Source organism: Kibdelosporangium aridum (assembly GCF_900176515.1).
Classification (GTDB): domain Bacteria; phylum Actinomycetota; class Actinomycetes; order Mycobacteriales; family Pseudonocardiaceae; genus Kibdelosporangium; species Kibdelosporangium aridum.
In genome coordinates, this window is the sequence record NZ_FWXV01000020.1 from 18,884 (window position 1) to 45,552 (window position 26,669).

The 26,669-nt window shown below is 65.2% G+C and carries 21 protein-coding genes and 2 pseudogenes; 8 read left to right on the forward strand and 15 right to left on the reverse strand.

The genetic code is table 11. From position 1 onward, the window contains the following. Positions 1-39: 39 nt before the first annotated feature. The 7 genes and pseudogenes from B9C43_RS52410 to B9C43_RS60350 all read right to left on the reverse strand — a co-directional run bounded on the left by B9C43_RS52410 (position 40) and on the right by B9C43_RS60350 (position 5,431). Positions 40-519, reverse strand: coding sequence for a CAP domain-containing protein (locus B9C43_RS52410; protein WP_084434701.1), 480 nt, complete (start codon positions 517-519; stop codon positions 40-42). Positions 520-525: 6 nt separating this feature from the next. Then, positions 526-1,263 carry a thaumatin family protein gene (locus tag B9C43_RS52415; RefSeq protein WP_084434702.1) on the reverse strand — a complete coding sequence of 246 codons (738 nt, stop codon included), beginning with the start codon at positions 1,261-1,263 and terminating at the stop codon, positions 526-528. A gap of 30 nt (positions 1,264-1,293) precedes the next feature. Then, positions 1,294-1,914, reverse strand: a pseudogene (locus B9C43_RS52420) (chitinase); the annotation flags it as partial. A gap of 221 nt (positions 1,915-2,135) precedes the next feature. Then, positions 2,136-2,939 (reverse strand): glycoside hydrolase family protein, encoded by an 804-nt coding sequence (locus B9C43_RS52425; protein ID WP_084434703.1) that lies wholly within the window; start codon positions 2,937-2,939, stop codon positions 2,136-2,138. Between the two features lie 72 nt (positions 2,940-3,011). Continuing rightward, on the reverse strand, positions 3,012-3,425 hold the full coding sequence (locus B9C43_RS52430; RefSeq protein ID WP_084434704.1) for a cysteine/serine endopeptidase inhibitor: 414 nt from the start codon (positions 3,423-3,425) through the stop codon (positions 3,012-3,014). Between the two features lie 1,280 nt (positions 3,426-4,705). Next, positions 4,706-5,011 (reverse strand): annotated as a pseudogene (locus B9C43_RS60345) (peptidase inhibitor family I36 protein); the annotation flags it as partial. A 3-nt stretch (positions 5,012-5,014) separates the two neighbouring features. Continuing rightward, positions 5,015-5,431: a peptidase inhibitor family I36 protein gene (locus B9C43_RS60350; protein ID WP_084434706.1), complete on the reverse strand. Its 417-nt coding sequence runs from the start codon at positions 5,429-5,431 to the stop codon at positions 5,015-5,017. Positions 5,432-5,512: 81 nt separating this feature from the next. On the opposite strand from B9C43_RS60350, the gene B9C43_RS52445 reads away from it, so the two are divergent. Both B9C43_RS52445 and B9C43_RS52450 read left to right on the forward strand, forming a co-directional pair. Next, entirely contained in the window at positions 5,513-5,803 is a 291-nt protein-coding gene (locus B9C43_RS52445; RefSeq protein ID WP_143447228.1) for a CU044_2847 family protein, read from the forward strand. A gap of 3 nt (positions 5,804-5,806) precedes the next feature. After that, positions 5,807-11,755: a serine protease gene (locus tag B9C43_RS52450; protein ID WP_084434708.1), complete on the forward strand. Its 5,949-nt coding sequence runs from the start codon at positions 5,807-5,809 to the stop codon at positions 11,753-11,755. A gap of 986 nt (positions 11,756-12,741) precedes the next feature. Here B9C43_RS52450 and B9C43_RS52455 read toward each other — a convergent pair. From B9C43_RS52455 to B9C43_RS52470, 4 genes are all read right to left on the reverse strand, one after another. Continuing rightward, entirely contained in the window at positions 12,742-13,323 is a 582-nt protein-coding gene (locus B9C43_RS52455) for a suppressor of fused domain protein (protein ID WP_160097369.1), read from the reverse strand. 319 nt (positions 13,324-13,642) lie between these two features. Next, positions 13,643-15,004, reverse strand: a complete 1,362-nt coding sequence (locus B9C43_RS52460; RefSeq protein WP_084434710.1) for a DUF4832 domain-containing protein — start codon at positions 15,002-15,004, stop codon at positions 13,643-13,645. A 33-nt stretch (positions 15,005-15,037) separates the two neighbouring features. Continuing rightward, positions 15,038-15,592 (reverse strand): hypothetical protein, encoded by a 555-nt coding sequence (locus B9C43_RS52465; protein ID WP_084434711.1) that lies wholly within the window; start codon positions 15,590-15,592, stop codon positions 15,038-15,040. Positions 15,593-15,742: 150 nt separating this feature from the next. Continuing rightward, the gene (locus B9C43_RS52470; RefSeq protein ID WP_235039355.1) at positions 15,743-16,237 is read right to left on the reverse strand and encodes a MarR family winged helix-turn-helix transcriptional regulator; all 495 of its coding nucleotides are present in this window, start codon (positions 16,235-16,237) and stop codon (positions 15,743-15,745) included. Between the two features lie 87 nt (positions 16,238-16,324). On the opposite strand from B9C43_RS52470, the gene B9C43_RS52475 reads away from it, so the two are divergent. Beyond that, complete coding sequence (locus B9C43_RS52475) at positions 16,325-16,732, forward strand: DUF6069 family protein (protein ID WP_051898188.1); 408 nt, start codon at positions 16,325-16,327, stop codon at positions 16,730-16,732. A gap of 512 nt (positions 16,733-17,244) precedes the next feature. Here the strand turns inward: B9C43_RS52475 and B9C43_RS52480 are convergent. Both B9C43_RS52480 and B9C43_RS52485 read right to left on the reverse strand, forming a co-directional pair. Further along, entirely contained in the window at positions 17,245-18,018 is a 774-nt protein-coding gene (locus B9C43_RS52480; protein ID WP_033393862.1) for a heparin lyase I family protein, read from the reverse strand. 148 nt (positions 18,019-18,166) lie between these two features. Beyond that, entirely contained in the window at positions 18,167-19,048 is an 882-nt protein-coding gene (locus tag B9C43_RS52485; protein WP_084434712.1) for an alpha/beta fold hydrolase, read from the reverse strand. A 413-nt stretch (positions 19,049-19,461) separates the two neighbouring features. Between B9C43_RS52485 and B9C43_RS52490 the strand changes: the two genes are divergently transcribed. Then, the gene (locus B9C43_RS52490; RefSeq protein ID WP_084434713.1) at positions 19,462-19,710 is read left to right on the forward strand and encodes a hypothetical protein; all 249 of its coding nucleotides are present in this window, start codon (positions 19,462-19,464) and stop codon (positions 19,708-19,710) included. Here the strand turns inward: B9C43_RS52490 and B9C43_RS52495 are convergent. Further along, entirely contained in the window at positions 19,703-21,775 is a 2,073-nt protein-coding gene (locus B9C43_RS52495) for a glycoside hydrolase family 36 protein (RefSeq protein WP_084434714.1), read from the reverse strand. The two genes, B9C43_RS52490 and B9C43_RS52495, sit on opposite strands and share 8 nt — an antisense overlap. 154 nt (positions 21,776-21,929) lie before the next feature. On the opposite strand from B9C43_RS52495, the gene B9C43_RS52500 reads away from it, so the two are divergent. Next, positions 21,930-22,718, forward strand: coding sequence for a GntR family transcriptional regulator (locus B9C43_RS52500; RefSeq protein ID WP_084434715.1), 789 nt, complete (start codon positions 21,930-21,932; stop codon positions 22,716-22,718). Between the two features lie 58 nt (positions 22,719-22,776). On the opposite strand, the gene B9C43_RS52505 is transcribed toward B9C43_RS52500, so the two are convergent. Next, entirely contained in the window at positions 22,777-23,553 is a 777-nt protein-coding gene (locus B9C43_RS52505; RefSeq protein WP_084434716.1) for a GntR family transcriptional regulator, read from the reverse strand. A gap of 62 nt (positions 23,554-23,615) precedes the next feature. Between B9C43_RS52505 and B9C43_RS52510 the strand changes: the two genes are divergently transcribed. The 3 genes from B9C43_RS52510 to B9C43_RS52520 are packed head-to-tail and all read left to right on the forward strand — an operon-like array spanning position 23,616 to position 26,650. Then, entirely contained in the window at positions 23,616-24,716 is a 1,101-nt protein-coding gene (locus B9C43_RS52510) for an SIS domain-containing protein (RefSeq protein WP_084434717.1), read from the forward strand. After that, positions 24,700-25,710 carry an N-acetylglucosamine kinase gene (locus tag B9C43_RS52515; protein WP_235039356.1) on the forward strand — a complete coding sequence of 337 codons (1,011 nt, stop codon included), beginning with the start codon at positions 24,700-24,702 and terminating at the stop codon, positions 25,708-25,710. The genes B9C43_RS52510 and B9C43_RS52515 overlap by 17 nt, the downstream gene beginning before the upstream one ends. Then, positions 25,703-26,650, forward strand: coding sequence for a DMT family transporter (locus B9C43_RS52520; RefSeq protein ID WP_033393876.1), 948 nt, complete (start codon positions 25,703-25,705; stop codon positions 26,648-26,650). Before B9C43_RS52515 ends, B9C43_RS52520 begins: the two co-directional genes overlap by 8 nt. Positions 26,651-26,669: the final 19 nt, after the last annotated feature.

Sequence of the window (26,669 nt, forward strand, 5' to 3'; positions counted from 1 at the left end):
TCCCCGGTGTCTCGAACCGGGGAGGACACGTCAACGGTGCTACCGACTGCCGAAGTTCTGCGTCCAGTAGACGCCGTAGGTGCTGTTGGGATTCGTCGCGTACCCGACGCCGATGTCCCGTAACCCGCAGTTCAGGATGTTGGCGCGGTGGCCGGAACTGTTCATCCACCCAGCCACGACGTCCTCGGCGGTCCGGTACCCGGCCGCGACGTTCTCGGCGAGGCTCCGCCAGCCGGTGTACCCGGCCCGTTCCACCCTGGTCACCATCGTGCTGCCGTCGGAACCCGTGTGGCCCATGAAGTTGTTGGCCGCCATGTCCTCGGAATGGCGCTGGGCAGCCACATTGAGTTGCGCCACGGCAGTCAGCGGTGGGCAACCGGCCTTCTGCCGTTCGGCGTTGGTCAGCCGCACCACGTCATCCTGAATGGTCTGGACCGTTGCCTCGGCCGGCGCCGCCAGCAGAACGGCAGCAAGCACCGATCCCACGGCGGCGACCCCGGTCAGCGCACGTTGGACCATGGATTCCTACCTTCCACTGTGGAACGTGACGGTGAAACCGCTGCACTGACGGCACTGGCGCATCACCTGGTTGCCCGGCTCGGTGTCCTGCTTCGACCAGGCATACGCCTTGGGGCACCGGGACGAGATCGCGTCGCTGTACGGCGTCTTGGCGTCCCGGTTGGGGTTCGTGCAGAGCATCGGCGTGCCGTCGTCCCACCGGGTCAGGTTCGCCGGTGGGCAGAACGGCAACAGGTTCTGCGAGCAACCGACCCCTTCGCACTCCTTCGAGCCGGGTGGCGCTGACGCGTCACGGGGATCGATGGTGATGGGCAACGAGAACGCGTTGACGTAGCTCACGTTGTACCAGGGAGCCAGGGCGTCCTTGCGGTCGAAGTTGAACTCCGCGAGGCTGGCCGGCTGCTCACCGGTGGTGCAGCGGTCGGGGAACGGCCCGCAGTCGCCGACCTTGCAGCGGAACGTGCTGCCCGGCTCGCCGGTGCAGCCCTGTCGCGCGAAGAACTTGCCACGCCAGTGGTTCGGCGCGCTCGACTCGGGGATCGTGACCGTCGCGGACTGCCCGTCCTGCAACACGGGCAGCCGGGTGAAGTTCACCGAGCCGTCGGCGTTGACACCGCTGCCGATCCAGATCGTCTGACCGGACCGGTTGACGAAGGTGACCGTGTGGTCCGCGGCCGCGGCCGCGGGCGTCACAGCTACCAGTGCGGCGATCACGGCGATCACCGCACACAGGATCTTGCGCATTGTTCCTCCGGGTTGTCGCGAACAGGCGCGTCAGCAGTAGAGGTTCCCGCCGGGGTTCACGCCAAGGATCGACGCGAACTGCTGGTACAGCCCGACGCGGTGCTGCACCTGCGCGGGTGCGCGGCCGTCGCACTCGACGGCGCCGTTGATGCTGCGGATGGTCTGGCCGAAGCCGTGGCCGTTGACCATCGCGTTGTGCGGAGTCATGTGGCCAGGACCGTTCTGCGTCATCCAGTACCACAACGCGGTCTTCCACGAGATCGCCGCGTCGTTCTCCACGAGGTTGGGGTTGCGCAGCAGGTCGACGCCCAGCGCGTCGCCGGCCGCCTTGTAGTTGAAGTTCCAGCTCAGCTGGATCGGGCCACGGCCGTAGTAGGCCGCCTGCCCGGCCGGGCAACCATAGGGCTGGCTCCAGTCGCAGTAGTGCGGCCAGTTCGCCTGGTTCTGCTCGATGATATGGACCAGACCACCGGTCTCGTGGCTGACGTTGGCCAGGAACGCGGCGGCCTCCTGCCTGCGGACGGTGTCATTGCCGCTGTTGGCGAAGCCGGGGAACGCGTTCATCGCCGACACGAGTCCCTGGTAGGTGTAAAAGGAGTTCCGGCCGGGGAACATCTGGTTGAACTGTGCCTCGCTGACGACGAAGGCGGCCTCGGCCTGCTACGACGCCGCGGCCGGGCCAGCTGTGGCCGCCAGCCCCACCACAACGGCGATGATGCCCTGCACCAGCCGTTTCACTTTCGACACGGAAGAACCTCCTTCCCGGCGGCGGTGTGCACCGCTCGACAAAATTGGTACAGACCAAATATCTGGACAAGGCCGGCCGCGGTCTTCACGGTCCGACCACAGGAATCGCGTCACACGCGGGCGGATCAGCCGGCCGCGCGGTACGCGGCGCCGGACTCGTTGGCGGCCGTGCCGTTGTACAGCCCGGTGGGGCTGGTGCTGGTCGACAACGTGAACCAGGCGTAGCGCTCCACGAACGGCAGGCCCTGGAGCATCGCGGTGGAGTTCCGCACGAAATCGGTTTGCTCGGCCTGGCTCGGGTACCGCGGGACCGGACCGGTGAAGTCGATGAGCGCGTACTCGGTAAGCCAGATCGGTTTGCGGTACCGGTCGTAGACCGCCTGCAGATAACCCCGCAGGTGATCGGTAGCCGCCCTGGAGAAATCACTGCCATACCAGTGCAACGGGATGAAGTCGACGCGGTAGCCGCGAGCGGCCGCACCGCTCATGAACCGGTCGAGCCAGCCGCCGGGCTGGTCGCCGCCGAACGCGACGGCCGGAGCGCCCAGCCGCATCCCGGTTGCCTGCAGCCGGGGCCACAGGTCGAGTGCCTGCTCGACCGACATGTTCGCCTGACCGGCCATGTCCGGTTCGTTGAAGCCGAGCAGGGTGGTGCCCAGGGCCCTGGCCTGGTTCAGCTCGGCGTCGGTCACCGACCCGCGACCCCAGATCATCGGCACGAACTCCACGCCCGGAGGCGCGGTGATGCCCTGCGTATTCGACGACCACGCGTAGTACCAACCCGCCCGAACATCGGCGAGTGCGGTGGTGACGCCGTTGAAATTGAGTGCGCTCACGCCTTTCTTCGTCGCCTGCACCGCGGAAACCGGCGTCGTGCCAAGAGCCAGCACCGCCAGCAGGAGGACGATCACGTAGCGGAAAGATCGCATGTACGGCTCTCCTCGTTGCCGCGCCGTTGCCGGCTCGCCGACGCGGGAGCCGGCAACGGGCGTGCTTCGTCGTCAGGACCGAACGAACTTCCACGTCAACGGGATGTTGCCCAGATTGGGATCGGCGAGCTGGGCGAACGCCGGCCGGCTGAGGTCGATGTGCCCGCTGCCGCAACTCGGGCACTTGTCCTTGACCGGGACGGTGATGGTCCGCCCGTTGTAGGTCACCTGTACGGAGACACCCTTGCAAAGCGGGTCGTTGTTCGGGTTCGGGGATGTCCAGTACGAGGCGGGCACCGCGACGAGCATCTCCGTGGCGGCGTTGACCCAGGTGCCGCACGCGCCGTAACCCGAGTTGTCGTAGTACGTGGCATTCCCGTTGATCGGCCGGTCGAACGGGATGTCCGCGTACGCGGTCCCGTTCACCGCCAGGGGCAGCGCCACGGCCGCGGCCAGCACCCCGAGTGCCTTACCGATCTTCGTCATTCTCGATCACCTCGTGGTTCTCGCGAAGGTCCCGGCTTGTCACCGGGTCGGTCGAATCGAACCTGGCGGGCTCCAGCCGGATTCTGCTTGACCCGCCTGGCGTGATCTTCGGCGAGCGAGGGTGCGGAAGTCTCTACGGTCACACCACAGAAAGTCAAATGCTGTGCTGGATTTTCGGCGGACCCCGTCATCCAGCGATGCCGGAGCTGAGTCGCAGCTGGGAAAAGTGTTGGACACAAGCGGGTCCGCCGGACGGATACGCCGCTGAGCATCTGCGCCCGCGACTTCTGAGACTAAAGGCTGTCTCGTAACCCGGTGATCGGCTGGATGGTGGAGATGATGTTCAGGTTGGTGAATCCGTTGCTGTGCAGGTAGTCGGCGTAGCGGCGGGGCATGCCTTCGTTCACCTCCAGCCGGGAAGGACGCCACGGCCCCAAAGCGTGTAACCGGAACGAACTGTGCGGGTCAGGATTTGCGGCCGACCCTCCGTGTAGATCTGTTCCGTTCAGGACCGTGGATGTCGTAGGACATCGTGGGCTGCCAGTCCGCAGTCGGCACCGCTCCAGGAGACACCATGTTCGGCCTAATGGCCCGACTCGGCAAGAGATCCAACTGTCCACATCAGACAACGGCGAGTCCACACTGACCGTGGACGTGATCGAGCCACCCGCTGCTGCGGCCACGGAAGGAATCGCCGTGGAGTTCGAGTCACGCGTGCCGCCCAGTGTCGAGATCTCCGTGGGGCAGGTCGCCAGAAGGGGTTCCTTGCACCAGGCCATGGCCGGTCCGACCGTGACCACCTGGGCGAGCATTCGCCAACGGGTGTTCTTGTTCGTTCCCTGTGCGGTCGTTTGTCGGTGGTCATACTGCTGCACCTGCTTTGCAGGGTGTTTCTGGAACGTGACTCTCGTTCTGTCATGCCGTGGGAAACGCGTGCCATGGCGTGACCGAGTTGATGAACAGAGTTGCTTGTGGGCACTAGTGAAATCCTGCTCATCGAGTTCGCCACGCTGTACTACACCGTTGACGGGCGTGCCAGTTCCTGGTCGTGGGCCGGTGTCAGACCTTTTGTCGTGCAGGGCAAGCGGCGTACCTGTGCATGCGGCTGGCACCGGGCGAGGTAGGGATATCCCGCCGTTCGCCCGGCGCCGAGTCGTGTCTATTGCATTGTTCGGTTGCTGCTGACAGCCACCTCGGCGTAGGGAACTGATCCTGTCATCCCAGCCGATGCTGGCGAGCTGCACCATTCGTATGTTCCCGAGCCAAAGCACCGGCCCGGTGAAGTCGCTCTCGTCGTAGGCGCACCAGACCGCGCTGGTGCGGTTCCACAACGATGAGATCTGGTTGTCCATGTCTCCAAGGTCGCTAATGCCGGTCTGAGTCCGGATCATTCGGCCTTGCCCGTTAACGTGTTCCCACGCACAGAGCCAGTCGACCGGGCAATCGGAGAATGCGGCTATCGACGCACTCCCGTCATTGATTGCCGGGGTTGCGAAGGCCACGCCTACTGGCGTGATGGCGCCCAACGCAGCGAGCCCGAGTACGGTGCACAGGCTGGCGAGCCAGCGCACCACGATCGACCCCACCGATCAGCACCGTCCCGGGCGGAGCGAGCTGATCTTCATGTCCATGTTGTACTGAGCCGTGTTTCCTCGCCAGTTCCCGACTGGCCATGGGTCGCCGGAGAGGCTGGCGTAGTTGATGTCCCGGAAGGTGCACCAGACATTTCCGGTGCGGTTCCACAGTGAGCGGATCCTGTCGTTCCAGTCAGGAGCAGGGGAACGCAGATCGGCGTCGCCGCCGGGGTCGATGATTTTGATTGAACCATAACCGTTGAGGTGGTCCCACACGCAGAAGCGGCCGACTGGGCAGTCATCGTAGTTGGTGATCGACGCGCCTCCAGGTAGCAGGTCGCCACCACGCTGGTCAGGGCGCGTTCGGCGCGCGTTTGCGGCGCTCGACGAAAGGCTTGCGCGTGACTGCGGTGAGTAACGCGCAGCGCAGATGAGCGATCAGGGGGTAACGATGGCTGAAGGGGGCTTGTTGTGGCTGGTCAAGTCGTGCCGATGCGGATTGGGGACGTCGAGGTGCTGGTTCAGACGATTCCGGTGGCGGGGACGGAGAAGACTTCGGCTGTGGGGGACACCGGTCGGCGGGTGCTGGACGCCTTCGAGAGGGCGCACGAGGTGATTGTGGGCGCCGCGGTGTCGACGATGGAAGTGATCGGCAAGCTCGGCGGGCGGGCGGCTCGACCGGACAAGTTCGAAGTGGAGTTTGGGCTCGGGTTTTCTGTGAAGGGCAATGTGATCGTGGTGGGAGGCCAGGCGGATGCGACGTTGAAGGTCAAGTTGACCTACGACGCGCCGCGACCGGAGTAGGCCATGACCGGTGACTCCGTCGTTCCTGGGTATTTGGGTCGGGTGCTCGACGCTGATGGCGTCGCTGTGGGGACGTGCTTCCAGGTGTCACCAGGGGTGTTGGTGACCGCGTGGCACGTGCTGCACGGTCTGAGGTGCGGTGAGGTGGGGGCGACGGTGTCGGTGGACGCGCTTAAGGTTGGCGGTGAGGCGGCGAGCGCTGAGGTGGTGCAGGTCGACCGGCTGCATGACCTGGCCGTGATGAGGGCATCGGTGCCGCTGGCGGAGTCGGTCAAGGGGTGGTCCCGCACCGACTTGGTGGAGAATAAAACCAAGGTCGTGGCGACCGGTGTGTCCAAAATAGACGATCCGGATTATTACTACCGCTGGCTGCCTGCTCTGGGCGAGTGGGCGGGCCGCGCGCCGCAGGGGCAGGTGCTGGTGGGACGTATGGTCTCGTCGTCGGTGATGCTGGGGATGAGCGGTGCGCCGGTGCGCCGGCTCACTGACGATGTCGTTGTGGGTGTGGTGCGTGCGCGCTACAACAGCGCCGACGGGTGGGGGGAGCATTCGGTCTGGGTGGCGCGGACCGAGGACCTGCAGGTTCTGCTCGTCGGGATAGTCGAGTTGCAGCTCGACGCGCTTCCAGCCGTCCTGGTCGACCTGCTGGATAAGGTCGTCAGACACTGTAGCGACCTGGGCGAACTGTTTCCGGAGCGCCAGCACCTGTCCCTTTTGAAGGTGTATGTGAGGCAGAGCGTCAGTTCGCTGGCCGAGATGCGACGGGATGACCCGTTAGAAGAGTCATCGGAAAAACAGGGCTATGTGGAGCGCACACGGTTGGCGTCGACGCTGGCACAGCCGTTCGATGACGTGTTCGATCAAAACGATCATCTCGTGATCGAGGGTGACGCGGGCATGGGCAAGACGATGCTCGCCCGGCAACTGACGGTCACACGTGCCGAATGGGCACGGGCACCAAGAGCAGATCCTGCCGCACCGACCCTGATCCCCCTGCTGCTGCCGGCTCGCGTGCTTGCCAAGCATCTCGACAACCCCAGGCGCCCCCACATGCCGTTGTGGGCCGAGGCGTTGCACGCGTCGGTCTCTGAGGAGTACGCGGGGTTCTCCGACCATCAGATGCCCGACTCGCAGCTCACGCAGGACATCAAGGGCTACCGATGGTTGGTCGTGATCGACGCGCTCGACGAGATACCCGACGAGGCCTCACGCAAGAACCTGCTCACGCAGATCGCGGACCGGATTGGGCAGCCCACCAACTCGACGAGGTTCCTGATCACCACCAGGCCTCTGAATGCCCGTGAGACCGAGCGGCTCCACGGGGCGGGCATCTTCGAGTTGCAACCGTTTGACTCGGAGGCTCTTAAGCGGTTCGCGCTGAACTGGTTCAACAGCGACAGTACGTCCGAGGGGGAGATCGCGGCCAACCATTTCCTCGACCAGGTCCGAACCGCCGGTCTTACACGCGTTTTGAAGATGCCGTTGCTGGCGGCGATCACAGCGAAACTCCACCAGTCGGCCCCCGACAGCTCGCTGCCAGCCAACCAGTACGCACTCTACGACCGGTACATCGAGAGCTATGCGGAAATCCGCCGTTCCATCGCTCATGTGGTTCTCGCAGAGCTGGCGGGGCCCGATGATGAGCGGGCAGAGCGGATCGACGAAGAACGCAGACCGCTGCTGGAGCATCTTGCCCTGAGCTACATGAAGACCGAGACGCCGCTGCTTGACCTTGCCGGGGACTACCTGACCAAGAAGGACCTGCTCCCGGCCAGGCGCGGGCCCAAGTGGAAGGACCACCTGGCAGAGTGGCTGTGCCAGGGTGGCCTGCTGAGTCGAAGCGGACAGCGGTTGCGGTTCCTGCACCAGACGTTCGCCGAACATCTTGCGGCTTCTGCGGAAGCCAAGATGCTCCCGGCACGGTTCAGCATCACCGAATCCGCCTGGGCCAAGCTGATCCGCGGAATGTCCCAGGGCAACGAGCACGACACCACGGTTGTTCTGCACTACCTGCACATCGGCCCGGACGGCGACGCAGTGCTCGATGCACTCCAAAACGGCACGCTTCAGCAGCGCGAACGCGCTGGCGAACTGATTAGTCGGGGCGTGCCCTGCGACGACGCGAGGCTCGAGAACTACCTGTCTGTTCTACGCAATGAGGCTTTCACCGACGAGCCGGACTTCGAGAGTATGGAGAAGAAGCTCGGTGGTCTGATCGGACGACCAAAGGTGCCCTCCTGGCTGGTGTCGTTGCTCGAGGAGGACATTCACGACGAGTTGAAGATCGCCGTAGTTGACCTCGTCCGTGATGGGATCCCGTTGCTCGAGGCGTACACCGGTGAGTCCTGGCCCCCCGACCACCGTCGGAAGGCCGCGAAGGTTCTCGCGAAGTTCGGATCTGGAGCCCACGGCTTCGCCATGCGGGTGCTGCTCAGGATGACGGAGCGCTCGGCGACCACTGTGCGAGACCGGGTCGAGTCGGCTGGTCTGTTGGTCGAACTCGGTGATGCTGAACATCGTCAGGAGGCCGCACGAGTGCTCGCCGACGTGGCCGTCGACCTTGGCGCATCCCCGGACGAACGCCACATCGCGGTGCGCGAGTTGGCCAAGCTCGGCGGTGAGTACCTACAGCAAGCCGTGGTTCTGCTGCAGGACATGATGCTGAGCCCGGCTCTCGGAGTATCTGACCGAGTGGAGGCCGCTTCAGCGCTCGCGAAAGTCAGTAGGCATCACCGTGAGCTCGCCGCGGACGTCTTGGTCAAGCTCGTCGACGATCCAGCTATCGACGACGGCGAGCGCCTGGAAGTAGTCCAGGCGATACTCGCGATCGCGCCGAGTCGCTACGACTGGGCGGCGAAGCAGCTTCAGAGACTGCTCGCAGAACCGGCGCTATCTGGTGGGACTCGAGTGTCCGGCGCGAAAGCCCTTGGCACACTGGGAACGCCCCACCTGCCTTCGGCTGCCGAACTCCTCGCTGGCGTCGCCCACGACTACAGCATTGGCCCGTTCTGGCGGCTCTATGCGGCCCAGGCCATCGCCGGACTCGGGCGGACATATCGGTCCAGAGCGGTCGACATCATGAGTGTGCTGGTACAAGACACGACGATGTCGTTTGGCGAACGACTCGATGTAATCAACGCCCTGGTTGAGCTAGGCGCCGAGGCGTATGAGGTGGCTCTCAGAGCCTTGCCTGGACTGCTCGACGATCCGACTGGCAAGCCTGCGGACTGGGCGCGTGCCGGTCAAATCTTGGCGAATATGGGCAATGAACATCGTGCCGATGTACTTCAGTTGTGCGATGCGCACCTCGACGACTCGACGATGTCCGCGGACTGGCAGGTCCACACGGCGATCCTGACAGGCAATGTCGACCCGGCCAGGGAGGCGCTGGCCAGAGTGCTGCTTGTTCGGCTCGGCCGGTCTATGGCCGTTACGTCCGCTGCCAAGGAGGCCATCGCCACCGAGCTCGCCAGGACCGGCGCCCACGCGGACGCAACAGCACTGCTCGCCAGATTGGGCGCCGACGTGGCTGCTTCCCACGGCGCACGGCGCCGTGCAGCCGTGAAGTTGCTGAGCTCGCCAAGCCACTACCGCGAACGCGGCGAGTCAGCACTTCGCCATCTCACCACGGATCCGACCGCCGATACCGACGATCGTTGGCGGGCCGTCGACGATCTCAGAGATCACCGACCAGACCTTCAGAGTGAACTCGCCGAGGAACACCGTTGGCTGCTTGACCTGCCACGCAGTCCAGTCGATCCGTACGTGGCTGATCTGTTCACTCACACGGAAGGCGATCTCGCGCCGGTGGCGGAAGCCCTGCAGTGGCGACTCGCCGATCCCGGCCGCATCACGGACCTCTCCGGCCTGATCCGGCTCGTGGCGCAAGTCGGCGGCGAACATGAACACCGGCGTGCCATTCGAACACTCCGCGCAGTGTCCAGCGACGCCACGTTTCCCATTGAGCACAGACTGATCGTGGCCGAGGCGCTTATGGAGGTGAACGATGAGGAACGAGCCGTCACGCTGACGACCCTCCGCGCCATGGTCGACAATTCCGAGGCACCGCAGCGTGAGCGCATCAACGCGTGTCTGGTGCTCGCTCGCGCGAGGGATGAGACGGTCGGTCCATGGCTTGACCACTTGCGGGAAGCGGCTGATGCCCGATCGCGAGTTCAGATCGCCAAGGTCGCAGTATTGTGCGGTGGCGACCGGCGTCGGGCCGCGTTCATGGAACTCGACAACATCGCGCATGATCCTGCGGTTCACCCCGAACATCGCCTCGATGCGCTTGAGCACCTCGTCGAGAAGAACGGCACCGAGCGGTACAACGCTATCGCCGCCGCGCTACGCGGCCTGGCGGCAGACACTTTGGTGTGGCCGGAATCCCGGCTTCGAGCCTGCGTGCAGCTAGGAACCTTCGGTGGCGATCAGGTGCGTGAAGCCGCCGACCTCGCCAGGGCGCTGGCCCTCGACCCGTCCACGCAACCGTCGTGGCGCATGAAGGTTGCTGACGTACTCGACGGTTGGCGCGGTGCGTCACTGCGCGGACTGGTCGACACCCTTCGGGCAGTGGCCGATGCCCGACACACTGACCCCGCGCTCCGCTACCAAGCGGCGCAACACTTGGTCCGCCTAGGCCCCGAACCGAGGGAACACGCAGTGACCGCGCTGCAGGACATCGCCGACGATCGCAGAGCGGACGGGCGGAGTCGCCTACAGGCAGCAAAGCACCTGCGCTCCCTCGATCAGGCCGCGCGTAAATCCGGCCTCACCGCCTTGGCGCGGCTGGCGACCGAGGAGACAGCCGAACCGATCCCATCGATCCACGCGCGGATCGAACTGGTCCGGGCCGACGAAACACGGGCCTGGGAGACCTACTCTGAGCTGACTGAGCTTGGGTCCAACCCAACCGTTCCAGGACTCGTGCGCCTGGAAGCAGTCGAAGGCATGCTCCAAATCGCCCCACACAATCGACGCACTAACGCCCGGATGCTGCATGAACTGACCGGAGACAGCCTGCGAGGGTGGGAACGCCGACTGGCTGCCCTGCGCCTCGCCAGCTTGGACTTGACTTGCCGTCCCGATGCCATCAACGCGCTTACGCGCCTTGTCGAGGATGATTCCTGCGCGGTCTGGGAACGGACCGAGGCCGCGATAAACGTCGCCGAACTCGACACACCCCGCCGGGAGGCGATGTTCGACTTCGTTCAACGATTCGCCGAGGACAACAGGGTTACCCCGGCCTGCCGCCGCCACGCCGCCACCACACTGCTCGACATGTCCAGGTTCCGCCGCGACGCCGCCAACGCAGTGCTGCGCGACCTGGCCGTCGACGAGCAAGCCCACGCTGACGAGCGCAGGTTGGCCGCAGTAGCCCTCGCGACGTCCGGAAGAGAGCGCGCCGAGGGGATAGCGCTACTCCACGCAATGACATCCGAACAGTTCCCGGACCTGGCGCGAGTGCAGGCTTGGCAGTCGCTGATCGAAGTGCACAGCAGATACTCCGACGCCGGACTGTCGGTGATGGAGACCATCGCGAAGGACGAGGCAGCCGACGCTGCCGCGAGATACCACGCGAGCCGCGCCCTGTTCGACCAACCCGCTGAACACCGAGATCTGGCAGTCGGGGTGCTCGGCCGGCTCGTCTCCGACACGTCCGTGGACGAACACCACCGCGCGCTCGCAGATGGCCTGCTCGCCACACGCTGGTTCTCCGACCGGAATCGAGCCGGCGCGGTCCTCGAAGCTCAGGCTATTGGCGCGGCGCCGTCCCAGCGGACTGAAGCCGCGCAGCTATTGGTACAGCTCGATCCGCAACATCGAGCGACTGCACGCCGCGCGCTCATCGACCTGCTTGCCGACCCGGCGACCAGCCTGCAGGCCTGGGAATGCCTCACGGAGATGACCGGCCGGATTCAGCTCGTGTCAAGCCTGCACGTGCAGCTGTAGAACGTCCATACCACGATGGCCGTGGCCAGCGAAGCGAGAGTCAATCACTGGCTACCGAGTTCAGCTCACATTCTGGACGCGTTCGAACTGTCCAAAGTGGCTTAGGGCATTGCACGATCACGAACCATGCGCCTTTGATAGCACGTCAAGTGTGCAATGTTCCGGTGTGGATAGTCTCAAGAGGACCGTCTACGTTGCCTTGGGCCAGCGGGTGTCTTCGGGCTTCGGCTTTGGTGATGGTGGTGGGGCGCCTTGGGTGCTGTGCGTCGCCTGCCTGGGAGTGGGAGAAAATTGGGAGAGTTCGTTCTGCTTGTAGATGCTTGAGATGCGGTAAACTGACCTCAACGGACCTGTGTTGTGCAGGGGGTTCTCTGTTTCCGCAGGTGACCCTCCTTTATGGACCTGTCTGGGGGTCAAGGGGTCGCAGGTTCAATCCTGTCGTCCCGACGGTCGCAAGTAGGCCCTCTGATCTGAATGAATCATCAGGTCGGAGGGCCTTTTTGTGTTTGCCGGATGATCATGCTCTAACTGTCCACATTGATCTAAATCAAGATCAACAGGCCGATTCTGGAGCGAAACTGGAGTGGATCATGAAACTTTTTGACCCAACAGCCAAATAGGGTCGCCAAGTAGCCCGCTGCGGGATGTGATTTGGGTAACAATCCCGAACTGTGGCAAACGGCGCTGAACATCCACCCTGGTCGTGTCGGTTGAAGACCGTTGCAGCATGGTGACAACTCCTATGCACGCGTTTGCGCGGTGCGCTGCACGTGCGGCGCGATAGGGCCAGTCGGCGCTGGTTGGTGCCGTTTCGGCCAGCTAGGAACGTGGATTCGAACCTGTGGTGTCAACGCCGCTCCATTCGTGGTTCTGGCACGGTTTCCGTGATCTGATCGGTTTGGTTCAGTCGGTGAGTAGGACTCGTTTGCGGAGTAGGTCGGGTTTGGCGCGGCCGAACATCTGGCGTATCGCGCGGATTGCAGCCGCTACAGGGCGGATGGTCTGGTGATGTCAAGCAAGTCAGGGTGGTTTTTCTGCCATTGCTCGTAGAGCAGATCGATGTCGGGCGCGGCAAGCTCGATCTCGTGCCGGCTGATCGGGAGGAGGGTGACGATCTGCAGTTCGATGTTGTCGCTTGTGCGGGCGGCGTTGGGGTTGCGTGTGATGTAGTTGAACTTCTCGTCGAAGCGCGGGTGGGTGGCGGCGAGTAGGCCCTCTTTGCCTGTCCCGTCGAAGAGGTGGTTGTGGTTGTCGATGATCTGGCCGTATTCGATGCGGGTGCGTCTGAGGGTGATGAACTCGCACATCGCGCCGACGATGGCGCGTGCGTATCCGGCTTGTGGGGTGCGGAGTGTGCAGGCGATTTCTTCGCCGAATGGCGCGTCGCTGTCGATGTGGCGCAGTCCGTTGCTGGTGATCGTGGTGATTCCGCTCGCGGTGTGGTCGAACCGTTCGAGGCTGTACTGGCGGTTGGGCCTGTTGTTCGGCTTTGACTCGGTTCCTCGGTGTTCGCCGGCGTAGGTTTGCACGTGGTGGAGCAGCGGCACGGACTGGATCTGCTGGCCCATAGGGATCCATCTTCGCGTCGTGAAACGCACGTCGAGATTCTCAACCCGAAACATCTCACCGGACACGACCCACGAGACCCCGCGCAGCGCTTCACCCTCGAGGCGGCGATTCTCGGTGCGCGCTTGCTGAACTGGCCTGAGCGACCACTGCAGGTCTGAGATCTGGCGGCTCCCACGCCCACAGTGGAGCCATGGCGCGAGGGAGTATGCGGTGCCATGTCGACGAGGAAAATCATTCGAAGTAGGCCGTTGGTGGCGAGTGATGCGGTGACGCCGCTGCCGGCCATTTGACGGCCGGGTCGTGCCGCGAGCCCTCGGGTCAGGAGACGGTGACGGTGTGGCGTAGATTGTTGAAGCCTGTCGTCGCTTCCCAGACGTTCTCGTTGCCGAACCTGATCGAGTAGTCGGGCCGGGACGTCAACTGGTTGTCCGGCAGGACGAGCAGCAGGGTGTAGATGCCTGTCGGCATGTCGGCGGGCAACGTGACCGCAGGGTAGATCGTCGTCGTACTGCCCGGATGCCACCTGCGGGGGTCGGCTTCGACGGTGAACCAGTAGTACGCGCCGGTTGCTGTGTTGCGCAGGACGAGAGCGGCGCCGCGCGGGTTGGTCGGGGCGGCCCAGCCGTCGTTCTTCAACGAGATGCTGGCGCGCAACTGGCCGCCACGCGTTGCCGCACTGGGAAATGTGCCAGTCTGCAGGGTGAACCGGTAGCCGAGGCGGCGGGTCACGTCGGCCATGCAGCCTTCGGCGCGCCAGCTGTCCAGCACGCCGGTGTGGTAGTCGGTGTTGAGGTATGTCCAGTGGAAGCTGCTTAGTTCGCTTGTGGCCGTGGGACAACTGGATCGCGGCGGGTTGGGCGCGCAGGTCTCGCCGCCCATGGCGAGGTACGTTGTCTCCGCGGCGAGGTACGGGTACTCGACGGACGGGTTCTCGTACGTGCCGAAGTCGTCCGGGCTGGCCAGGAAACAGTCGTTGTGGTGTCCCAGGCGTGCCAGGGTTGTGCCGTTGTACGCGTCGCCGGGGGAGAGCGGGCTGGCGCTGTACATGGTCCGTTTGAACTTCGGAGTCCGCAGCTGGACCATCCGCGTCGCCGGCAGGACACTGAGGATCTTGTCCGTGACGGCTTTCCGGTTTGTCCAGTCGGTCGCGCTGATCACGCCTGCGTTGCCGAAGTTCTGCGTGTAGTACCACTCGCCCCAGGCGCCGATGAACCCCGCCTGCATCAGGTGGATCACATCGCTGTTGGCGTTCAGGACCGGGGCGAGCTGGTCGAGGTGGGCCAGCACGTGGTCCTTGGGTGCGTCGGCGCCGTCCGTGCTCGTGGTGTACGCGAAACGCAGGATCACCTTGACTCCGGCCGTGCGTGCGGCGTCGAACTGCCGCTGCAGGTGGGTCAGCGCGGCCTGGCTGATCGGAGCGGATCTGAACTCCGCCAGGTAGAACACGCACATCACGAGCGAGATGCCCTGTTGTGTGCGGTAGTTGCGCAGCACGGCGGCGTCGAAGACCTGTTTGTCGCAGTCCCCGGTGTGGTGGTACAGCCCCCGCTCCGGGTTGGCGAAGTTCTCCGCCGACGGCGTGTAGGTGACGGTCGTATCGGCGGCACTCGCGGGTTGTGCGGCAAGGAAGGCGGTGCAGGCGCATAGGCAGGCAGCGAGCCTGCGGAGTGTTCCGGCCATGGGAACTCCGTTCCGTTTACAGCTCGTGACGGATCAGCGCCGTACCGTATCTGCTTGAATCTGCTCAATCAAGCGCTGCTGTGTGCATATTTGATCAGCATGGCGTTTCTCGACAGCGCAGAGGACGGTTGCAGAACGGTGCACGGCAGGCCAACCGCCCAGCGCCGCGGGTACCAGGACGTCCACGTCTTGGGTAAGCAGATTCTGAGGACCCACCCAGGTGGCATCGATTTCCTCGCACAGTGGTGCGCCGTCACCGATCTGCTGGTACGACGACGCGGTGGACGGCTTGCCCAGTGCCACGTTCACTCCGGCCGGTTGTGGCGCCACGACCCGGACCGACTTCGTCTTGATGCCGATGTTGCCGTGGCCGTCCTCGGCCATGACGTAGACCTTCCAGACGCCAAGGCGATCCGGGGCAGTCACGGTCAGCCGGTTGCCGTTCACCTGCACAGGCGTGTTCGCCAGGCCGCCGCTGTTGTCGATGTACTTGCTGTTGAACGCCGCCGACCACGTGATCGCGTCCCCGGGCGCGTCGCACCTGCACACCTTCCTCGGCAACGACTCCATCAACGCCAACAGCGCCAACGACTCACTGCAAGACGCCGGACGACAAGTCCGCGTACTGGTTCCCGTCGGTGCTCAACGGCAACCAGGTGATCTGCTACAAGTCCGGGATCCTGAAGTACCAGCTTGCGCGCCACAGACACCTGTCGCCGCTGTATGTACTGCCGGCCATCAAAGGCCGGGCTCACCGGCAACGGGCAGTCCAAGGGTTTCGACGATGCGTTCGGCGGCGGCACAGATCGCCCTGAAGTCGTCGCCCAGGGGTTCCACAACTAGCCGGTGAACGTTGGCGATGTGCCCGGGAGCTGCGGCCTCGACGTGAGCGCGGCCGGCGTTGGTGAGCGTCACGGTGGTGAACCGCCGTCCTTTGCCGGTGCACAAGGTTCGTTTCACCCATCCGCGTTCTTCGAGTCGCGTCACCGCGTGAGAGGTCCGTGGCAACGACCCGTTCGCCATCTGGGCGACTTCGCTCATCCGCAGAGTCGCGTCGGGTAGCGCGGCCAGCCGGGAGAGGATCATGTAGCCGAGCAGCGTGAGATCCGCATCGCGGATGAGCTGGCTTTCCAGCGCGCCGGGCAGCGTGAGCAGCACTTTCACCAGGTTGAGCCAGGCAAAGCCGCGATCATCGCCGCGCCAGCCCACCGGTGCGCCGTTCTCCGATGTCACGCTCACAGCCTTCCGTAGATCCCGCTTGACTTCAACACGCAACCCACTTAGTTTGGGTTGCACAGACAACCCAAGGCGGGGATGGCTATGACCACCAGCATTTCAATCCGCGGCATCGCGATAAGGCTCGGTGTGGCCGCCCTGATCGCGTTGGCGGCAAATACGGCCATCGCGCTGGCCGCGCGCCAATTCGACGACGGCGGCATCGGGGCAGGCCTCGTTCCTGCGCAATACTTGTCCCTGACATTGATCGGAATCGTCCTGGGGGCGGTCGGCTGGACCGTGGTTTCCCGCTATGCCCCACGGGCACTACGCGTGGTCGTTCCGGTCGTGCTGGTCCTCACCTGGATCCCGGATGTGCTTCTGCTGAACAGTGGCGCGACGGCCGGAAACGTCGTCGGCCTCATGCTCATGCACGTGGTCGTAGCGATCGCCGTCGTAGCCGCCTTCCGCGGCGGCACACGCCGTCAGGAAGAGGCGTCCTCGCCGCTGTAGGCAGAGCTATCGACGTCCTTGAGCATGCCGTACAGCGGTGCCCAGGCGGAGGGTGCCAGAGGGACGATGACGGTGGCGTCGTTGGACAGCTGGCCGAGCGGGAAACGCAGCAGAACCGATCGGTGGCCGGGACGGCGGTATCCAGGAGTGCCTGGACACCAAGTACATCGCACTGTGAGTTGCCCCTTGGGGAGACATCGAAGCTCCACCGTCTTGGTGACGCGGCAGGCGAGCGCGTCTTACCTGCCGTTCCTCGTGGTGATCCACTTGCCGACGGGCACCGGCTCGTTCCCCGCGAGTCGCGGGAGGGTAACGCGGGACACTGCGACGGTGATGGCGGCAGACACGTGACAACCGCGGGCCCAGAACCGTTCGTGCGCAGTGCGACGTAGTCCCGGCCTGGGAACGACCGCCAGTCGAGTCGAGATCCACGAGCAGTCCGGATGGTCGACCATCACGGTTGCCCATCGCTGGGCGGCGGAGGAAAACCAGCGATAGGTGGTGGGACTGGATCAGAGCGCGACGTCAGCGAGCGTGGTGCCAAGACGGGCGCGGTTGAGGAAGGCGACGCTGGTACCGCTGTTGCTACCGGAGCGGTAGACGCCCCACTTGTGGTTGATGTGGCTGCCCCACAACGTCGGGCAGGGATAGCGGGTCTGGCCGTTGCTGAACCTCTGCTGGACACCGTTCCACCAGAACTCCACCCAGCCGTCGCCGCCTCGAGACACTCGCATCCCGACCACGATCCGGTTCCACTGGTTCACCGGGAACCTGGTCGACCAGATGTGCCTGGTCGCGCCCGCCGGTGCGGTGAGCTGAAAGTGCAGCATGCCGTCGCCTACCGTGCGCAGCACGAACGGGCCGGACTTCGCCTGCCCACCGCTCGCTCCAGAGATGTGCAGCTGATACACGGCGATCCACGCGTTGTTCGGGTTGACGTTCCACAATGCCCGCCAGCCCATGTAGAGGGTGCGTCCCTCGTATGCCGAGTTCAGGCGTAGTACTGAACCGTCGGGATTGCGCAATCCTCTGCTCTCGCAACGCTCCTTGCCGTTGGACCAGTCCTGGGTCTGGTACCGGAAACACCGGCCGAAGGTGCCCTGCGGGTCATTCGCCACCGTTATCGAGCCCGGATCCCGCTCGAGGCCGTCGAACACGCTGGTTCCCCTGGCGGGGTCGCCATCCCAGATGACCGACTGCGGGGTCACGTCCGCCACGGCAGGCGTCGCGCCCAATAGTGGTACTGCGGCTGTCCCCAGCAGCACGCGTCGTCGTTTGATACCCATCGAATCTCTCCCAAAGTAGGCAGATATCCGATGTATCGTACGAAATTCACGGTTGCGGTGGTTGAAATGTGTCAGTAGCCGGAAAAGAGCGGATGTATGTCCGTTCGCGCGAGCAGCGGGGCGTCAACAACCTCATGACCCGCGACAGCTAGTCCAGGAATGCCTTGGTTTCGGCGAGAATCTCGGCAAAGGAGCCGACACCGAGGGACAGATGCCCTTCGCCCGGCAATAGGTGTGGACGGACATCCGGGAGGTGTTCGGCCAGGAACGCGCCGTGCCGCGGGGCAACCATTCGATCCTCGGACCCATGCCACACCGCGACCGGGCGCTGGACATCGGCGAGTGCGAAACCCCACGGCCGGACGAACGCGAGGAAGTCGTCGACCCAGCCGTCGATGCCGACGCGGGTCGCCTCCTTGAAGCTCGCAGCGATGTAGTCGGCGTAGCCTCCGGTGAGAACGGCGCGATCGGGGGCGTCCACGAGACTGCCGAGCATGCCGGCCACCCCGGCGCCGTCGAGCGTGGCGATCTGGTCCGCGAACGGTTTGATGAACTCACGCAACGAGTTCTCTCCGGCACCGGCCGCGTCGAACTGGGCGACATTGGTCTGGTCCATACCATCGGTCCAGTCGAGCCCGGCGGTGACGAACTCGGTCCGCGGGGCGAGCCCGCCTACAGTCACGGCCCCCGCGCACCGGCTGGGCAGCAGTGCCGCGCAAGCCAGCGCGTGCGGGCCACCACCGGACAGACCGGCTGTCACGAACTCGCCGGCTCCCAGCGCGTCCAGTACCGTTGCGGAATCTACCGCGGCATCGGCCACTGTGCGCCCCGGCGACCGGTCAGAGCCGCCGTTACCTGGCCGTGTGTAGGAGATCCACCGGAATCCGGCTGCCTTCGCCGCCGCGACAAGGGGCGCGTAGTACTCGGCAGCGCCCGGGGTTCCGTGGTGGAACAGCAGTGCGGGCGCATGTTCCGGCCCTTCCGCGAAGACATCGAGACGCCTGCTGTCGGACGCCTGGACTGTGCTCACTCGTCATCCTCCGTCGTAGCCGTGGACACGAAAGCCATGCTATGGGCCTGAGGGCCTACAACAAGTCACCCTCAACGTGTTGCCACGTCGTCAATCTAGCCGGCCAGCCGGTGCGAGCCGCGGACGTCCGAGACAGTGGATCTGTTGTCCCTCAAGCACATCCGGTATGTTCAGCGGAATGATCCTGTCCAAACTGGTGGACCTGTACGCGTCTGGCAAGAGTTGGCCATCTTCGTGGGAGTAGGTGTTCGGTTTCGCTGTGTCGTCTTTCGCTTGACATCCACAGAGACTGTTTCTCCTGGTTCAGTGCACACTGGCATTGGCGCGAGTCCGCCATTTCGTTGTTTCGGGCATCGGCGCGCTGGCATGCAGGTTGCCCTGCGTTTCCTGGAATCGAGGAGATGCCGTGATCATTGGTAGACCCATGCCGCTACGCCGACGCCGTCGACGCCATCGCTGACAGCTACCTGATCCAACTGCGCGACAAGGCGTTTCCGGCCGCCTCCCGGCAAGGCACGGCTCTGGCCGAGCGTCACGGCGCCGAGGTGACCCGTGTGTTCCAGCACGCCGTGAACGGGTTCGCGGCCAGGATGACCCGAACCGTGGACGGCCCGGGCCAGGCGGGCCTGGCTCCGGGCACCTCGGCGGATCAGATCAGCTGATCGGCTCCGCCACGATGATCTGGAACTGCTCGAAGGTCACCTTCACGGTGTTGTGCTGGGCGTCGACGGTGCCGAGCGAGACACCGTTGAACGGGTCCGTGAGGCGGTACCGGCTGCGGCCCAGGCCGCGCAGTTCGACCTTGCCGTGCCACCGGTCGGCGTAGAAGGCGTAGTGCAGAGTCTTGTCCTTGGCGACGACATGCGCCTCGGGCTTGTCGAAACCGATGTCGTACAGCTCGCCCCGGTACTCGCCGGTGGACAGCATGTTCTTCTTGTACAGGCCTACCCATTTGCGCCAGAAGACCTCCTTCTCCGGGGTGAGCACGTACGGATCGTTCGGAGAGGCCTGCGGGTAGGTGAACTTGGTCGACAGCACCGCTCCCACGCCGTAACTGGACGCGAAGTCGTCGCCGCCGTCGCTCAGTTCCACGTGGTCGCCCGCGTAGCTGCTGCCCGAACCCATCATCGCTTTCATCGTCTTGCCCTTGGTGCGAACCTGGTAGGACGACAGCGGGTCCGAGGCCGGGTACTGGTCGACGTAGGGCAGGTTGTGGAAGGCGAAGGCCGTGCCGCAGGGGCAGAGCTCGACGACGGCGTCGCGGTTCGCCTTATGCACCGCGTCGTACACCCGCTTCCAGAACCGCGCCACGCCTTCGGTCGACTCCTCGGGGCGGGCGTGGCCGTGCGCCGGATTGTGGCACGGGATGACGGCGTTGAGGTGCTGGCCGTCGATCTTGAGCCCTTCATAGCCCCAGTCGCGGATGAACTTCCTCGCCTGCGCGACGAAGTAGTCCACAGTGGGCTCGTACGCCGGGCACAAGGTGAAGGCGTCCCACCAGGTGACCACCTGCTTGTTGCCGTCACGGTCCAACAGCAGCATGTCGGGGCGTTGCCTGAACAGGTTGCTGTCGGGGTCGGCCGCGAGCGGGGCCCACCACAGACGCGGCCGCAGTCCCGCGTCCCGGATCTGCTTGGTGAAGGCTCGCATGTCCGCTTCACCGCGCGGGAACTTCTGCGTATTGATGTCCCAGTCGCCCTCGTTGGTCTGCCAGCCGTCGTCGAGCACAGCCCACTTGAGACCGACATCGGCCACCTTCGGGAGCGTCCCGACGATCTGCTCGACGGTGAAACCACGTTCGTAACCCCAGGCGCACCAGATGGGCTCAACTGCGGCACTGGGCGTCTCGGGTGCGCGTTGACCGATGTCGCCCATGTATTGCCGATAGCGTTGCAGCGGCACGAAATGGTCGCGCGGGTGTGCCGTCAGGAACGTGGTGTCGGTGGTCAGCTGCTTGCCCGGTTGCAGGGCACGGGGCGTGTCGCCTTCGATGGCGATGCTCGCGCCGCCGCCCGTTCTGCGCACGGGCATGCGCAGGATCCTGGCCACGGGTTCGACGTGTCCGATGGACAGGCCCGCGTCGCGGCGCCAGACAGTCGCCAGCGGAGTACCGCCGCCGTAGTCGGAGGACACCATCCCGAGCGAGTTCTCCTGGGCGAACCCGTCCGTCATCTGCTGCACCCAGTCGCGGCGGTCCTCGTGCGTGGTACCGGAGAAGGTGTAGAACCCGCCCGGTGCGTCCAGGAGTTCGTGGGCACCGTTGCGCCACCCGGTCACGTTCAGCACGGCGCCGGACAGGTTGGTGTAGGTCACCGTCATCACGACCATCCCCGCGAGGCGCTCGAAGGAGGTCAGCTCGACCGTCTTCCGTACGCCTTCAGCGGAGTCGCCCTGGATCGTCACCTGGATCCCCGCTCCGTGCCGGGGGTGCCACGTCTTGCGAGTCTGGTGGCTGCGGTAAGCGAACGCGTCGATCGTCCTGTTGCCCAGTAACAGAGCTTCTCCAGCGTCGAAGCGCGTGACGTTGGCGCCCTTCAAAGCCACTCGGCTACGCAGCTTGTCGTCGAACTCCACAGTGATGGAGGTGTCGCCGACCCCCACGAGGTCGGGTCCACGGTTCGGTGCGGCGGCTGCTGATCCGGCGCCGCCGGCCAGAACGGGAAACGCGGCCGCGCCTGCACCTCCCAGCGCCACCTTCAGCACAGTTCGCCGCTTCATGTTGGCCATGTCGAACTCCCCTTCGTTGTCAGGTGCGTGTCCGACAGCGAGTCGGCGGTCTACCCGGCGAACGTAAGTGGTCTAAAAATGGCTTGTCAATGGGTTGTATCGGTATGCTCCGGTCGTCCGATTTGGGGCCAAAAAGGACCGGTATCGTTCTGGTATGCCCGTTGTGAAGACGCCGCTGCCCCGTGGCCTGTTGGCGGACGACGCGTTGCCGCTGTACGAGCGCACCGCCGCGCAGCTGCTGGACGATCTGCGTGCCACCGCGGCGTGCGCGGGCGACCGACTGCCCTCCGAGCGAGCGCTGGCGACCCGATACGGCGTGTCACGCGTGACTCTGCGAGCCGCTCTCGCTGAACTGGAGGCGCGAGGCATCGTGCGGCCCACGTCGTCGCGCGGGTGGTTCGTCGCCGAGCTTGACCAGTCGGCCGAACCTGCGGCGGCGTCTGTGGCGACAGCGCCTCAGGTCCAGGGCTTCGCCGACTACGCCGAGGTCAACGGCCTGACGGCGAGCAGCCGGGTACTGTCCGCCACGGTTCGCCCGGCGACGGTGCCCGAGTCCGAACACCTCCGCATCGCGCCCGGCGCCGACCTCTTCGACCTCCACCGGTTGCGCTTCCTCGACGACCTGGTGGTCGTGCTCGAGCACAACCGCCTCCCGTTGACGGTCTGCCCTGCTCTGGCGGACACCGACTTCAACAACGCCTCGCTGTACGCCACCCTGCGCGCGGCGGACCCACCACAGCTGCCGCGCGTCGCCGACTACTCGGTCGAGGCCCGACACCCGACGCCACGGGAGATGGAGCTGCTCGAGACCGGCGACACCATGCCGATGCTCGTCGCGACCCAGCTGACCTTCAACCAGGACGACCGCCCGATCGAACTGACCGTCCAGGTCTACCGGGGCGACCGTTACCGCTTCCGGGCCTCCATCACCAACCGGACCTGATCTTGGGCGTGGTCTCCCTTTGCGCCTAGGTCGTGTCACGAGGACTTTGAGACACGGCCTAGGTGATGGCGGCGCGGAACTGGTATCGGTCGCCCCGGTACGCCTGGTCGGTGAGTTCCAATGGGTGGCCGTGCTGGCTGTAGGTCAGCTGTCGTGCCATCAAGACTGGGACAGACGTGCCCGCCAACTCCAGCAGGCGGCCCTCCTCGCGGTTGGGAGGCCGGGCTTCCACGGCGTACTCCGCGTGCCGCGGGATCTGGGGAGGATCGGCGGTCAGCAGCGTGGCGTACAGCGACGCGTGGGTGAAGTCCGTGTCGACGAGGACCGGGCACAGGGCGAGCGGTAGCCGGTTGTGTTCGAGGGCGACGACCATGCCGTTGAGGGAGCGGAGCCGCCGCATCTCGAAGAGGCTGTCGCCCGGGGTGATCCGCAGGCGTTGTGCCTCCCGGACAGTGCAGGGGCGGACACGGGACAACAGCACCCGGGTGCTGAGCGGGATGCGGTGTTTGCGGGCGTAGTCCGCGAATCCCTCGACGTGTGCGGTCGCGGTCGCGGCGGTCACCTCGCCGGCGACGAACCAGCCGCGGGCGGGCGCGGCCTGGACTGCGCCGTGCTCGGCGAGCAGTCCCAGCGCAGAGCGCATGGTCACCCGGGAGACGTGGTAGCGCTCGGCGAGGATCCGTTCGGACGGGAGACGGTCGCTGCTGCGCGCTCCGCTTGCCCGCAGGTCTTCCCACAACTGGCCCGCGACTCGCTCGTACAAGGGAACCGACTCCGGACCGAAGGCGCCGCGGGGGAGTGCCAGCGGCCGTAATCCGTGGTCGGAGCCTTGCATACCAGTATCGTACCAGTAGTAGTTTCATTGCAGACCAGTCTGGCCGTCCTTACTTTCTCCGCATGACCGAGGACCTGTGGACCGCACGGGAAATCGCCCAACAGCCAGACGTGTGGCGCGCGCTCGCCGGCTCCCTGGGCGCCGATCAGGGACGGATCGACGCGTTTCTCGCGCCACTGTTGGCGCGTAACGACTTGCGGATCGTGCTCACCGGCGCTGGCACGTCAGCGTTCGCCGGGCAAATCCTCGCTCCCGGGCTGACGCGGGCGCTACGCCGTCGTGTGGACGCGGTGGCCACCACAGATCTGGTGAGCAACCCGCGTGAGCACCTGGCCGAGGACTACCCGACACTGTTGGTCTCCTTCGCCCGTTCCGGGGACAGCCCTGAGTCGCTCGCCGCGGTCCAGCTCGCCGACGAGGTGTTGACCGACTGCTGGCACCTGATCCTCACTTGCAACCCGGACGGACGGTTGTACCGAACCACGAGCGGCAGCCGCAGCCTCGCGCTTCTGATGCCCGAAGGCACCAACGACCGCGGATTCGCCATGACCTCCAGCGTCACCAGCATGATGCTGGCCGCGCTGACTGTGCTGGGTGGACGCCACGACATCGCGCTGCTCGCCGACGTCGCAGCAGCCGCGCTGCCGGACCTGGCCAAGCGGGCACGAGAACTGGCCGAGGACCATGCGGACCGGTTCGTCTACCTCGGCAGCGGCCTGCTGACCGGAGTGGCCCGCGAGTCCGCGCTCAAACTGCTCGAGCTGACCGCCGGCGGCGTCGTGAGCTACTTCGACTCGCCGCTGGGATTCCGGCACGGCCCCAAGTCGGTGCTCACCGCCACCACGGTGGTGGTCGTGTACCTGTCCAACGACCCCTACACGCGCCGCTACGACCTCGACATCGTGCACGAGCTCCGCTCAGCTCTGCCCGACGGGCAGCTGATCACCGTGGGATGCCGCGACGACGCGGAAGAGGAGACTTGGTCGTTCCCAGGACTCGGCCACCTGCCTGATGTCGCCGTCGCACCGGTACTCCTGCTGGCCGCCCAGCACATCGCCCTGGCAACGTCACGTGCACTGGGGCTCAGTCCCGACAATCCTTTCCCGGCCCGCGAGGTGAACCGAGTCGTGGAGGGAGTCACCATCCATGCGCTCGACCAGTGACCTTGGCATGTTCCTCGGCGTGGACGGCGGCGGCACCAAGACCGCGTTCGCGCTGCTGACAGGTGACGGCGAGCTCCTCGCCACCGCTCTGGCCCCGAGCAGTTACTACCTCGGGCGGAACATCGGCCTGGTCGAGGACGTCCTGCGCAGCGGCGTCGCGTCGGTCTGCGGCGAAACCCGTATCACCCCGGCGGACATCACCTACGCGTTCGTCGCGCTTCCGGGCTATGGCGAGGTCAGCGGCGATCTTGCGGCCTTGAACGCCATCCCGGACCGGGTGCTCGGTCACCAGCGGTACGGCTGTGACAACGACATGGTGGCCGGCTGGGCGGGGTCGCTGGGAGCCGTTGACGGCGTCAACGTGATCGCCGGCACCGGATCCATGACCTACGGCGAACACAACGGCCGCGGGCTGCGCGTCGGCGGCTGGGGCGAGCTGTTCGACGACGAGGGGTCGGCCTATTGGATCGCCATCCGTGGGCTGAACGCGTTCGCGCGGATGTCTGACGGCCGGCTGCCCGCTGGGCCGCTGCACAAGCACATTGCCGACCATCTGAGGCTCGCCACCGACTTGGACCTTGTCGACGTGGTGCTCAACCGGTGGCAGGGCGACCGGATGAAGGTGGCATCCCTGGCCCGGGTCGTCACCGCGGCTGCGGCCGACGGCGACACCACCTGCGTGGAGATCCTCCGCGAGGCGGGCAGGCGGCTGGCCGACCTCGTGAAGACCACCATCGCCCAGCTCGGCTACGCGCCCGGCGACATCGTCCCAGTCTCGTGGTCCGGCGGCGTCTTCGCGAGCGAGGAGGTGCGTGGCGCGTTCCATGAACGCCTCGCTGACACGCCGGTCGATCTGCGCGACCCGCTCCTCCCGCCTGTCCTCGGTGCTGCGCTGTACGCGGCCCGCTTGGCCGGCACACCACTGCGCACCGAGGCCGTCGACCGGCTACGGACCCACGCGACCACCGTATTCCAAGGAGGCAATGATGCCTGACCGCACAACAACCCGTGGCCGCTGGATCCCGTACGCGGGACTCCTGGTGTTGTTCTGGGGCGTCTGGGGAGCATTCTCCAGCACCCCGACCTCGTTGTACGACTATCCCAACGAGATGGTGTACATCCTGTGGGCCTTCACGATGCTGATTCCCGCCTACTTCGCCATGCGCGGCCAGAAGCTGGACCGGCGCCCCATCGCGGCGGTGTACGGCCTTGTTGTCGGCCTCACCGGCGCCGGTGGCCAGCTCGTGCTGTTCAAGGCCCTCACCATCGGACCGGCGTACCTGATCTTCCCGCTCATCTCGATCTCTCCCGCGATCACCGTGCTGATGGCGGTGGTCATCCTGCGGGAGCGCATCCGCATGCTGGCCACCATAGGCGTGGTCGCCGCACTGGCATCCATCGTCCTGTTCAGCATCAGCAGCGGCTCAGGTGACGCCGCCGCCGGACCATGGCTGGTCCTGGCACTGATCGTCATGGTCGCATGGGGCGTGCAGGCGTACTACATGAAGAAAGCCGCCAACGTCGGCGTCAACGACGCCACGACCTTCGCGTGGATGACCATCAGCGGGCTGCTGCTCGTGCCCGTCGCCTGGTTGATGATGGGGGAGTTCCCCAGCGACGCCCCGTGGCAGGCTCCCGCCCTCACGCTGGGGATCCAGCTGCTCAACGCCGTCGGCGCGCTGTTCCTCGTCATGGCGCTCTCTCGCGGCAAAGCAACCATTGTCGCGCCGGTGACCAACGCGCTCGCGCCGGTCCTCACCATCGTGCTCTCGCTGATCGTCTACCAAACCATGCCGTCGGTCTACGGGTTCATCGGCATCGTGCTTGCCATCGGCGGTTCCACCCTCATGGTCTACGCCGACGAATCCGCCGTGGCGGCGCCTACTGCCCAGGGCACCTCGGGCAACGCCGCAAGCCATCCCGACCGATCCTGACGACGACCGTCTGGTGCCA

Bases quoted from the DNA above. Each gene is read 5' to 3' on its own strand.
- B9C43_RS52410 (WP_084434701.1), bottom strand. From the start codon at position 519: ATGGTCCAACGTGCGCTGACCGGGGTCGCCGCCGTGGGATCGGTGCTT.
- B9C43_RS52415 (WP_084434702.1), bottom strand. From the start codon at position 1,263: ATGCGCAAGATCCTGTGTGCGGTGATCGCCGTGATCGCCGCACTGGTA.
- B9C43_RS52425 (WP_084434703.1), bottom strand. From the start codon at position 2,939: ATGCGATCTTTCCGCTACGTGATCGTCCTCCTGCTGGCGGTGCTGGCT.
- B9C43_RS52430 (WP_084434704.1), bottom strand. From the start codon at position 3,425: ATGACGAAGATCGGTAAGGCACTCGGGGTGCTGGCCGCGGCCGTGGCG.
- B9C43_RS52450 (WP_084434708.1), top strand. From the start codon at position 5,807: ATGACCGGTGACTCCGTCGTTCCTGGGTATTTGGGTCGGGTGCTCGAC.
- B9C43_RS52455 (WP_160097369.1), bottom strand. From the start codon at position 13,323: ATGGGCCAGCAGATCCAGTCCGTGCCGCTGCTCCACCACGTGCAAACC.
- B9C43_RS52460 (WP_084434710.1), bottom strand. From the start codon at position 15,004: ATGGCCGGAACACTCCGCAGGCTCGCTGCCTGCCTATGCGCCTGCACC.
- B9C43_RS52475 (WP_051898188.1), top strand. From the start codon at position 16,325: ATGACCACCAGCATTTCAATCCGCGGCATCGCGATAAGGCTCGGTGTG.
- B9C43_RS52480 (WP_033393862.1), bottom strand. From the start codon at position 18,018: ATGGGTATCAAACGACGACGCGTGCTGCTGGGGACAGCCGCAGTACCA.
- B9C43_RS52495 (WP_084434714.1), bottom strand. From the start codon at position 21,775: ATGGCCAACATGAAGCGGCGAACTGTGCTGAAGGTGGCGCTGGGAGGT.
- B9C43_RS52500 (WP_084434715.1), top strand. From the start codon at position 21,930: ATGCCCGTTGTGAAGACGCCGCTGCCCCGTGGCCTGTTGGCGGACGAC.
- B9C43_RS52505 (WP_084434716.1), bottom strand. From the start codon at position 23,553: ATGCAAGGCTCCGACCACGGATTACGGCCGCTGGCACTCCCCCGCGGC.
- B9C43_RS52510 (WP_084434717.1), top strand. From the start codon at position 23,616: ATGACCGAGGACCTGTGGACCGCACGGGAAATCGCCCAACAGCCAGAC.
- B9C43_RS52515 (WP_235039356.1), top strand. From the start codon at position 24,700: ATGCGCTCGACCAGTGACCTTGGCATGTTCCTCGGCGTGGACGGCGGC.
- B9C43_RS52520 (WP_033393876.1), top strand. From the start codon at position 25,703: ATGCCTGACCGCACAACAACCCGTGGCCGCTGGATCCCGTACGCGGGA.